Here is a 10,024-nt window from a genome sequence, read left to right as displayed (position 1 = left end):
GGGCCGCAGCGAGTTCGGCGAGGACCCCGACGGCGCGGTCGATCTCGGCCTCGGTGTTGTAGTAGTGCGGCGAGAGCCGTACTAGCGGGTGGACGTCCCGGTCCTCGGTGTCGAACTGGGTCTGCACCGGGTCGGTGGTGGTGACATTAATGCCGTGCCCGGCGAGGGCGGCCGCGACATCGGCCGTGACCATGTTGTCGACCTTGCAGGTGACGATCGCGCACCGCTGCCGGCCGAGGTCGTAGGTGGTGATGCCGGGCGCGGCGTCCAGCCGGTCGCGCAGATAGGCGCCGAGGGCGAGGGTGCGTCGGCCGATCTCGTCCATGCCGAGGTCCAGGGCCTGCTGGACGGCGGCGCTCAGTCCCAGGACGTTGGCGTAGCTGACCTCCCATGTCTCGAAACGCTGCGCGCCGTCGTGCCAGGTGAAACTGCGCTTGCCGTCCCAGGTGGCCGCGGCAATCTCGGTCACGTGCGGCTCCAGGTATGCCAGTGCCTCTGGGCGCACCCACAGGAAGCCCGTGCCGCGCGGGCCGCGCAGGAACTTGCGGCCGGTGGCGGTGAGAATGTCGCAGCCGAGCCCGGCTGCGTCCACGGGGAACTGGCCGACGGACTGGGTGGCGTCGAGGAGGAAGGGAACGCCGGCGGCACGGGTGATGCGTCCGATCTCGGCGGCCGGGTTGACCAAGCCGCCGCTGGTGGGGACGTGGGCGATGCCCACCAGCTTGGTGCGGTCGTCGATCAGGTTCGCCAGGGCGGCGGTGTCGAGCTGGCCGGACTCGTCGTTGGGGACGACGACGACCTCGGCTCCGGTGCGCTGGGCTGTCTGCAGGTAGGCCAGAACGCTGCTGCCGTACTCGGCTCGGCCTGTGAGGATGCGGTCGCCCGGCTTGAACGTCATGGAGTAGAACGCGGCATTCCAGGCGTGGGTGGAGTTGTCGAACAGCGCGATCTCGTCCGCCTGCCCACCCACCAGTCGGGCGATGCGCCCGTAGACGGCATAAATGCGGTCCCGTTCCTGGCCCGCGGCCTCGTAGCCGCCGATCGCGGCCTCCAGCTCCAGATGGGAGGTCACGGCCTTGAGTGTCTGACGCGACAGTAGGCCCGCGCCCGCGTTGTTGAGGTGAATCCGGTTCGCGGTGCCCGGGGTGTCCTGGCGGAGCGCTTCGATGTCCATGCCCTTTATTCCCCATCTGTGCGGTGCTGCTCTGCCTTCACAGTCCCAAAGCACCTCTCTTGAGTAAAGTGAATGTTTCTGGAGGAGACAGGTCACAGAATCTTATGAATGGAGTGAGGGGCGTGTACAACCTGCGCCGCCTGGCGGTGCTGCGGGAGCTGAAGTACCGCGGCACGCTGGCTGCTGTCGCCTCGGCCATGTCCTACAGTCCCTCGGCTGTCTCCCAGCAACTGACGCTGTTGGAGTCTGAAGTCGGCGCTCCGCTGCTGGAGCGGGAAGGCCGGGGGGTCCGGCTGACACCGCAGGCGGAGATCCTCGTCGCCCGCACGGAGAAGGCGCTGCGGGAGCTGGAGCGCGCCGAGGCGGAGATCGCGGCCTCGTTGCGGGAGGTGTCCGGGACGATCAGGGTGGCGGCCTTCCAGACCGCGATGCTCGCACTGATGCCCGTCGCATTGACCTGGCTGCGGGAGAACCATCCCCGGATAAGGGTGGAGGCCAGCCAGGCTGAGCCCCACACCTCGCTGCCCGGTCTGCTTACCCGGGACTTCGACCTTGTGATCGACGAGACGTTCCCCGGGCTCGCGCCACCGGCCCGCGCCTCCGAGTTCGAGCACCACCTGCTGTGCGAGGACGCCATGCGGCTGGCAACCTCCACACCCGTGGTGTCGCTCGCTGATCTGGCCGAGCACCCCTGGGTGATGGAACCCGCCGGCACGCCCGCCCGGGCATGGGCGACGGCCGTCTGTCACGCCGCCGGGTTCGAGCCCGACGTCGCTTACGTGTCCGCGGACATGCGGGTCCACGCACGGCTGGTCGAGCAGGGCCACGCGGTGGCCTTCCTGCCCGACATGCTGTGGTTCGACCGCGCCCCCGGCGTCATCCTCGACGGCTCCGCCGGCCACACGCGCACCGTGCTCGCGACCATACGCGCCGGAGCCGGGGAGCACCCCCTGATCCAGACCTTCCTCACCGCGATCCGCCACGCGATCGGCGAACTGCCCGCCCGCACCGGTTAACCGCCGCATGATCTCGACCCGACACGAGCCCCTGGGCGCACCCCCTGTTGTTTCATAGGCAGTCACTCGTGAAACACCCCGACGCCCGGCGGTCCACCTGCGGCGGCCGCTCTAACCGGCCCCGCCCAGCCAGACGAGACAGAGTCAGGCACTGCCTTCGGCGGGACGCGGGTACCCGAGGGCCAGAACGTCGCGTCGGTCCGCTCCCCCTGCCCAATGGTGGCCGGCCAGGGATAGGCCGATCCCGAACGCGAGCGATTGTCGCGTTGCTGTTGTTGCTTTCGAACGTGCCCCTGGCGTGTCTCATCGTGCCGTGGCCAGAGCCAGCAGATCTGGCTGGCCCGACCCGACTTCACCTGCTGAGCTGGTCCTGGACCGTTTCCCCGGAGCGGCGGATTCTTCTTTGCGTGGCGTTCTGCGGCTTGCTGGGTGGCTCCATTCGGATGCTGCTACGCATCCGGGGGGATTTCACCTCCCCGGAGGTCAGGAAGTGGTATGTACCGTGGTACTTCCTGACGCCACCGATCGGAGCGATTCTCGCCCTGGGCTTCTATCTGGTGGTCCGGGGTGGATTCTTCGCCGCCCCGACATCTGCCGAGAACGTCAACGTTTTCGCGTTCGGCGGCACGGGCGTGCTCGTAGGGCTGTTTGCCGAGGTTGCGACCGACCGGCTGGAGAGTGCGTTCGGCGGCGCGTTCTCTGCACGAGATCGCCAAACACAAGACTCTTCTGAACGAGGCGAGTCAACGAGCCGAGGCGGCCAACTGTGATGCACAGAGTGGCCAACTGGCCGGTTCGGTAGGCGCTCGCACTCCCAAGTCAGCGACCTTACTGCGGAGGCTCGCCAAGACTTTCCACAGAGCTCCCCTGGCGAAGGTTCGCACTCCATGAGGTGATCTCAGAGTCCACGACGGCCTCGACTCGCTCCAGCAGTTGGCTACGCGCATCAGGATCCCGTTCGCTCGGCGATAAGAGTCAATAGCGTTCGATAGCAGGATGCAGACGCCTCCAAGCCTCTTCTGCCAGGACATAGCGCCCACGCCGTCACCGACACGGTGAACTCGAACCACGCCAACTCCCGCAGCGCGTAGTCGAGAACCGGATCGTCGCTGAGAGAACCCGGTGCATTGGCAGGTGGCCGTCGAATCGCCATGCCCCAATGCTGCCCGTCTCCGCCGTACCGCAGACTGCCAAGAGGTTTCGGACGCGGGGGGCTTGCCAATGCCCGACTACGACTCGGCGAGCTGCCCGCAGGCCATGCGCCGACCGCGGCTGCTCGTTCGCTTCAGCGGGTTCACGCAGATGACTGACTCGGCCTTCTCGCGTACTGACGTTAACCAGCTCACGCGCGTCCGCTACCCACGAGCTGTGCGGGAGGCCCCCCTCTCATGCTCAGCCTGCCAGGAGATCACCTGACTGAATCGGCGATTTCGAGCTCACGCTGACCAGGACCGGCGGAGCAACGGCTTCTCAGGGTCTCGGGACATCGTCAAGTTCAGCGCTGAGGGGACTGGGAGAGGGCAGCTTTGAGCTGTCGGGTGGGCTCGTCAGCGAGAACTTCAGTCCAGCCGTGAGCCAGGGCTTGCATGGTCTGCTCTGCCACGTCGGCTGCGGTGATCTTGGGTTCGTCGATCCGGGCGCTGAGGTCGGTGTCGACGAAGCCTGCGTGGACCCCCACGACCAGGGTTCCCTGCTCCCTCAGACCTTGGCGCAGGGAGTCGGTGAGTGACCACTGGGCTGCCTTGGACGCCGCGTATCCAGGGAAGTCGGGCCGTCCGGTCCAGGAGGTCATGGAAAGCATGTTGACCAGTGCGCCGCCGCCGTGGCGCTGAAGGATCGGGGCGAAGGCCCGGCAGACGGCCCAGGTACCGTAGTAGTTGACTTCCATGGCCTGGCGTGCCCCGTCGAAGGGACCCTCCAGGAGCCGGGTGTCGCCGCTCGAGGTACCTGCGTTGTTGATGACGATGGTGACGTCGTCCGCGGTCGCCGCGGCTGCGGCGATGTCCTCGGGGTCGGTGACGTCCAGGCGCAGTGGGACGAGATCCTGGCCGGTCACGGTTGCCGGGTCCCGGGCGCCTGCGTAGACCTTGGCTGCTCCGTGCTCGATCAGTGTGTGGACGAATACCCGGCCGATTCCGCGGTTGGCTCCTGTTACCAGGGCAACCGAACCCTTGATGTCCATGGCGCTTCCTCTGCCACCCTCGCGCCCTCTTCGGGCAGGCAGGTATCCGGGTCCCTTTTCAGCGTATGCGACGGGGCGTCCCTCGGGCACAGTGACTGCTCTAGCCCGAGCATCACAAGATGCGGCGCCTCGGGCCGCGCCGTAGGCTTGATCCATACGCTGGCCCGAGGCGATGTCGGCAATCCCACGCCCACTGAGGCGAGAGGCAGCCCGCGCGAGCGGAGTCGTATGAGGCCTCACTCCTCCATTCGGGCACAACGCGGCCGCGACGGCTCACGCCCGGTCATCTGGTCACCGTCACCCATTCCCGGTCACATGGCGGAGGCGGTGGCGAGGCAGCTTGCTGCGGTGTGGTGGTCCCCCGGCCGTACTGCGTGCTTGCCCGTGCGAGGCAACGCGAGGGCCCAAAAGCGACCGAAGCGGAAGAGTTGATTGATCATGTCGACCAGCGACATCGCGTTGACCGCCCCGAACCAGTTCGTCGAGGGTGCCAACGGGGTCACCTACGCTTACCGACGGTTCGGCACTTCCTCTCCGGGCGTGCTTCCGCTGGTGATGCTGCAGCACTTCCGCGGCAACCTGGACAACTGGGATCCGCTGCTGCTCGGCTCCCTCGCCGCCCACCGTGAGGTCATCCCGGTCGACAACGCCGGTGTCGGCCTGTCATCCGGGACAGTGCCGCCCACCATCACCGGGATGGCCCGCGACGCCATCACCTTCGTCGAGGCGCTCGGGCTGTCCAGGATCGACCTGTTCGGGTTCTCCATCGGCGGGATGGTCGCCCAGGAACTCACCCTGATCCGTCCCCAGCTCGTCCACCGGCTCGTGCTGGCCGGCACCGGGCCGCGCAGCGGTGTTCTCATGCACGGCTGGATCAACGACGTCCAGGCCCTCGCCAATGTTGCCGACAATCATCCCGAGGATCTGCTCTCCCTGTTCTTCGAAGTCACCCCGACCAGCCAGCAAAAGGGCCGGGAGTTCCTGGAGCGGCGCGCCTCCCGTACCGAGGACCGGGACAAGCCCGCGGGCCTGCAGGCCCGCGACGCCCAGATGGACGCCATCACCGAGTGGGGTATCCCCGACCCGTCCCAGTTGGACCGGCTGGCCGGGATCACTCAGCCGGTTCTGATCGCCAACGGTGACAACGACATCATGATCCCGACGCCGAACTCCTGGCTGCTGTCCGAGCACCTGCCCAACGCACGCGTCAGGATCTACCCCGACGCGGGGCACGGCTTCCTCTGGCAGTGGCCCGTGGAGTTCGCCGCGCTGGTCCACAGTTTCCTGTCGGGTGCGGGCGAGGAAAAGGCCCCGTGATGGGCATGGTCGGCCAGGCGCTCAGGAAGCAGCGGGCGTCAGATGCGGCGGCGGCCGCGGAGCTGCGGGTGCTGCTGTGGTGGCTCGGGCACGGGCTGGTGCTGGCGGCGCGGTTCAGCGCGGCGCTGCGGTCCCAGATCACGCGCAGTCTCACGGTGGAGATCTCCGTCGAGGACGGTCCCGCACGGCACTGGGACTTCGACGGACAGCGGCGCCTCGTCGCCACCTCGGCGGGCAGGGCCGAGGCGCCCGACTTCGCGGTCCGCTTCGGCAACAGCGGTCACGCGCTTCGTGACCTGGTTTCGCATGATGCCGTCGACGCCATCATGCGTGACCGCATCGAGGGAACCGTCCGCGTCGAGGGCAACCATCTGCTTCTGATGTGGTTCCGCGGCCTGTTCCGGAAGGTGGTGCCCATCGGCGCGGCCGATCCTCCCCGGCGGGCCCTCCCGGGTGCCTACGTGGCGCACGACCCGGCAGCGAACGGTGTCGAGAAGATCATCATCGAGCCGGTGGTGCGGCAGCTGGACCCGCAGTGGACCGGTGCCTGGAACGCGCGGGCCAAGCTGTGGATCGTCCGCGGGACCAATGGGGAACCGATGCGGGAGCCATGATGAGCGCCCGCGCCGTGACCCCTCGGGAGGGAACGCCCGCTCCCGCGCTGAACGACCGCGCTCTGGGCTGGCTGCGGTTCATATGGGACAAGGCGACCACCCCGGACGACTGGAGCGACCAGGGCGAACCCCTTCCCTGGTGGGACCGCTACACCGCGCCGCCCATGTGCTCGTTCCCCCGGTTCGACGTACACAACATGGCTTACGTCCTCCCCGTCATGCTGGAGGCGACCCCGGCATGGCGGGAGGTCTACACCCGCATCGCGGACGAACTCGTCCGCCGCTACACCTCGTTCTGGGGCGCGGTCGACTGGTGCACACTGATCGGTCCCGATCCCGGCGCGGACCGCTATCCCCCCGCGTGGCAGGCATTCATCCCCGAACCGCTGCGCGGCCGCTACCCGGTACCGGGGTGGACCGGAAACGGGATCGAACCATGGGGACTGCAGCCCGACCCGTGCGGCGCAGACGGGAACGTCTTCTACCGGGGCTGGCTGAACCTGGTCCTCGGTATCCGCCGCTATGTCTCGGGAGAGGCCACTGAGCATCAACCGATCGAGATCACGGGATACCAGAGCCGCCAGTTCACGTGGACCCACGCACGGATCGCGGAATTCATCTCCGCCCAGTTCCGCAGCCGCCCCCAGGGCCCGCACTGCGAAAACACCAAGATCTGGCCGTTCTGCGTCAGCGCCACCGGACTCGGGCTCAAACTCTACGACGCGCTGCTCGGAACCACCCTGAGCGAGCCGGTCCCCCGCTGGTTCGACTACCTCCGCCGGCACTACATGAGCCTGACCCGCTCCGGCGAGCTGCGTACCTTCGCGCTCTACTACGACCCGATGGAGCAGCGCCTCCACTCACTGCCCGGCCCTTCCGTGGCCCACGGGGTGTTCCCCTGCCTGCTGTACATGTACCCGCAGGACCGCGAATTCTCTCTGTGGATCTACGAGTTGGCGATGCGGCGACTCGGCTGGTTCGCCCCGGATCTCCCGCTGAGCAGGCTCCGGGCCGACCCCAACCACCTCAGCACGGCCCTGTGGATGGCACACGAGGTGGAGGACACCGCCACCGAGGACCGCCTGCGGGACTACATCGAGAGCGAGTACCAGCCCCGGTTCTTCGGCGAGGAGAACGACCGCTTCGGATTCTGGTTCGGCTACGACTCCACCTGGCCCCGCGGCCAGGTCAACGCCATCGTGATGCTCGTCGAGAGCGGCAGCCCCGGAGCGTGGTGGCGGATCTTCAACGAACCCCTGCGCGCTTCGGTGTCGGAACCGCGACTCCGTGGCGTCGACTACCCCGGCATCGGTATCCGGCGCGCCCAGAACGACATGGTCCACCGCGTCCTCACCATCGAGACCACGGCCGCCACCCCCTCACGGCGGCGAACACCCACCAGTTTCACCGTCGATCGACTCCCCGCCCCCGCCGAGGTTTCGGTCACCGTGGACAACCAGGACTCGGCCGGCTGGCACGTCACCGGCGCCCATTCCATCCGGCTCGACCTCGACATCGACGACCACCGGATCCGGGTCGCCTTCCCCGGCGGCAGCTCCCGCTAGACGGTCCCCGCACACGAAAGGCGCCTCTATGACGTCCGCATCCGTATGGGCGGCCCCGCTCATCGAACTCCTGGGCCTCGCCCACCCGCCGGTCGCGATCACCTTCGGCACGCAGCCGGCCGCCTCCGGCGACAGGAGCCTCCCCGCCCAGCCCGCAGGCTGCTGCTTCTGGGAACCCGCCCAGCGGCAGTCCCTCGACACGCAAGCTGCGGACCATGCCAACTGCAGCGTGGGGAGCTACACCCACGGCCTGATCGACATGGCCACCGCCGCGGCAGGCGCCGACACCACCGTCCTCGTCAGCAGCGAATGGATCACCGCAGCAGACTTCGACCACGTGGCGCACCTGCCATTTCGGCCGGCGTCGATCCGCTACGAACCGCTCACCGTCGCGACCAGCCCGGACGTCGTGCTCGTCCGGCTCACGCCCTCCTCGCTCATGACACTCCAGGGCGCATGCCCAGACCTGCGACTCGTCACCAGGCCGCAATGCCAGATCGTTCCGCTGGCCGGCAACGGCCAGATCGCGGTCAGCCCGGGATGCGCGGTCAGCCGCGCTCGTACCGGCCTTCCCCCAGGGGAGATGACCTGCGCGCTGCCCGCGGCCAGAATGCCCGCCGTCATCGACCGCCTGCAGCAGGCCGTTGCCGCCGACCAGAGGGCCGCCAGCTACGCCGCCGCCGACCGCCGGCGCTTCGCCAAGCTCGACTGACCGACCCCGCGGCCGATCCAGGACGCCGGCTTGGTCGCCCCAACGGAGGTCGCCGAAGTCGATCAGGCCACAGGTGAGTTGGATCTGACGGCCTCAGCCCTGGACTCGGGCGTCAGCAACGCCTGGGATCGGATTGACCTACGCCGCTGGTGTCAGGTGACCCGTCGGGGCCCAGGTTTTCGATCACTGCCGAGGGCGAGGGGGTCCTGCCGCTTCCCGATCTCACCGCGGTTCGCGTTGGCTGGGCGGAAGGCGCGCAGCATTCACCAGCACCACTTACGGTGATGGGAAAGGCTCTCAGTGTAGTGGATTGTCACGACTGGGGATCCATGAAGGAGGAAGTCATGGCCGGCAAGGCTAGCGTCGTATTCGCCCACGGGCTCTGGGCCGACGGCTCGTGTTTCAACAAGCTCATCCCCACGCTCCAGGCCGAAGGCCACGAGGTCTTGAGCTCGCAACACGGCCTCGACTCGCTCGAAGGCGACGTCGCGTGCGTCACCCGCGCCATCAACCACGTGCCCGGCCCGGTCGTACTCGCCGGTCACTCCTACGGCGGGACCCTGATCACCAAGGCGGGCATCCACGACCGTGTGGGCGCTCTGGTCTACATCGCCGCGCTCGGCCCGGACGAGGACGAGACCTCGCAGCAGGAGCAGGCCAAGTTCCCCCCTACACCCGTCTTCGATCACATCGAGATCGCCGACGGCCGCATCTGGCTCCGCGAGTCGGGTATCGGCGACTTCTGCGGCGATCTTCCGGCAGAGGAGCAGAAGCTCGTGCTCGCGACCGGCGCCGTGCCAGTTGCCGATCTGTTCGACCAGCAGGTGCCCGGCACCGCCTGGCGCACGAAGCCGAGCTGGTACATCGTCGCGAACAACGACCGCACCGTGAATCCGGACCTGGAGCGGGCCGCCGCCGAGCGGATGGGCGCGAAGACCTACGCTGTCGACAGCAGCCACGTACCCATGCTCTCGCACCCCGATTACGTCCTTGACGTCATCCGCGATGCCGCGATGACTCTTGAGTCATAGGACCGGTCCGGAATCAGGCTCGGTCAGCTCAGTTGTGCGGCGACGAGGATAACTGGTTCGCTGTTTCGCCGTGCGGGCCTGGATGACGGTTCCTTCGGCGGCGATCACCAACAGAGTGGCGCGCTGTGCGAAATATCGGCGGACCCGAGGTCGGCGCTGCCTTCCGCGAGCCGTTTGACCACGCGGAGCGCAACCTCCGCGATCTGTCCCATCGCAGCGTGCTGGAGGCCGACGGTGATGCGCAGGCCGGTCACGGGACTGCCCCCGGCAACCGGTGGATGCGCCTGCGCAGCAACAAGCTCGTGACTGCCATCCCCACCGTCGCGGGAGGGACGTTGGCGCTTTGTGCCGTGGGACTGACGATGTGGGTAGCAGCACCGCTGCGCTGCCGCAGACGCTCACGCTCCGCTGGC

9 protein-coding genes and 1 pseudogene are annotated in these 10,024 nt (G+C 67.8%); 8 read left to right on the top strand and 2 right to left on the bottom strand.

Annotated features, from left to right (window positions below; all coding sequences use genetic code 11):
* Positions 1 to 1,174 (bottom strand): aminotransferase class V-fold PLP-dependent enzyme (locus AQJ27_RS50610; protein WP_067385741.1); only part of this gene is annotated, 1,174 nt, incomplete at its 3' end.
* A 122-nt stretch (positions 1,175 to 1,296) separates the two neighbouring features.
* On the opposite strand from AQJ27_RS50610, the gene AQJ27_RS50605 reads away from it, so the two are divergent.
* Positions 1,297 to 2,190: a LysR substrate-binding domain-containing protein gene (locus AQJ27_RS50605; protein WP_067385739.1), complete on the top strand. Its 894-nt coding sequence runs from the start codon at positions 1,297 to 1,299 to the stop codon at positions 2,188 to 2,190.
* 266 nt (positions 2,191 to 2,456) lie between these two features.
* A complete protein-coding gene (locus AQJ27_RS50600) occupies positions 2,457 to 2,960 on the top strand; it encodes a hypothetical protein (RefSeq protein WP_162489392.1) in 504 nt (167 codons plus the stop codon).
* A 725-nt stretch (positions 2,961 to 3,685) separates the two neighbouring features.
* Here the strand turns inward: AQJ27_RS50600 and AQJ27_RS50590 are convergent.
* Positions 3,686 to 4,372: an SDR family oxidoreductase gene (locus tag AQJ27_RS50590; protein ID WP_067385733.1), complete on the bottom strand. Its 687-nt coding sequence runs from the start codon at positions 4,370 to 4,372 to the stop codon at positions 3,686 to 3,688.
* Between the two features lie 438 nt (positions 4,373 to 4,810).
* Here AQJ27_RS50590 and AQJ27_RS50585 point away from each other — a divergent pair, with 438 nt between their 5' ends.
* The 6 genes and pseudogenes from AQJ27_RS50585 to AQJ27_RS58265 all read left to right on the top strand — a co-directional run.
* Positions 4,811 to 5,689, top strand: a complete 879-nt coding sequence (locus AQJ27_RS50585; RefSeq protein ID WP_067385755.1) for an alpha/beta fold hydrolase — start codon at positions 4,811 to 4,813, stop codon at positions 5,687 to 5,689.
* On the top strand, positions 5,686 to 6,303 hold the full coding sequence (locus tag AQJ27_RS50580; RefSeq protein ID WP_159064674.1) for a hypothetical protein: 618 nt from the start codon (positions 5,686 to 5,688) through the stop codon (positions 6,301 to 6,303). Before AQJ27_RS50585 ends, AQJ27_RS50580 begins: the two co-directional genes overlap by 4 nt.
* 14 nt (positions 6,304 to 6,317) lie before the next feature.
* On the top strand, positions 6,318 to 7,868 hold the full coding sequence (locus AQJ27_RS50575) for a linalool dehydratase/isomerase domain-containing protein (RefSeq protein ID WP_235614070.1): 1,551 nt from the start codon (positions 6,318 to 6,320) through the stop codon (positions 7,866 to 7,868).
* A gap of 28 nt (positions 7,869 to 7,896) precedes the next feature.
* A complete protein-coding gene (locus tag AQJ27_RS50570; RefSeq protein WP_067385726.1) occupies positions 7,897 to 8,580 on the top strand; it encodes a DUF169 domain-containing protein in 684 nt (227 codons plus the stop codon).
* 344 nt (positions 8,581 to 8,924) lie between these two features.
* Positions 8,925 to 9,611 (top strand): alpha/beta fold hydrolase, encoded by a 687-nt coding sequence (locus AQJ27_RS50565; protein WP_067385723.1) that lies wholly within the window; start codon positions 8,925 to 8,927, stop codon positions 9,609 to 9,611.
* A 125-nt stretch (positions 9,612 to 9,736) separates the two neighbouring features.
* Positions 9,737 to 10,024 (top strand): annotated as a pseudogene (locus AQJ27_RS58265) (hypothetical protein); the annotation flags it as partial.

This window comes from Streptomyces olivochromogenes (genome assembly GCF_001514115.1).
In the GTDB taxonomy this organism is placed as follows: domain Bacteria; phylum Actinomycetota; class Actinomycetes; order Streptomycetales; family Streptomycetaceae; genus Streptomyces; species Streptomyces olivochromogenes.
Note: the sequence above shows the minus strand (reverse complement) of the source record. Positions and strands in the feature narration are given on the sequence as shown.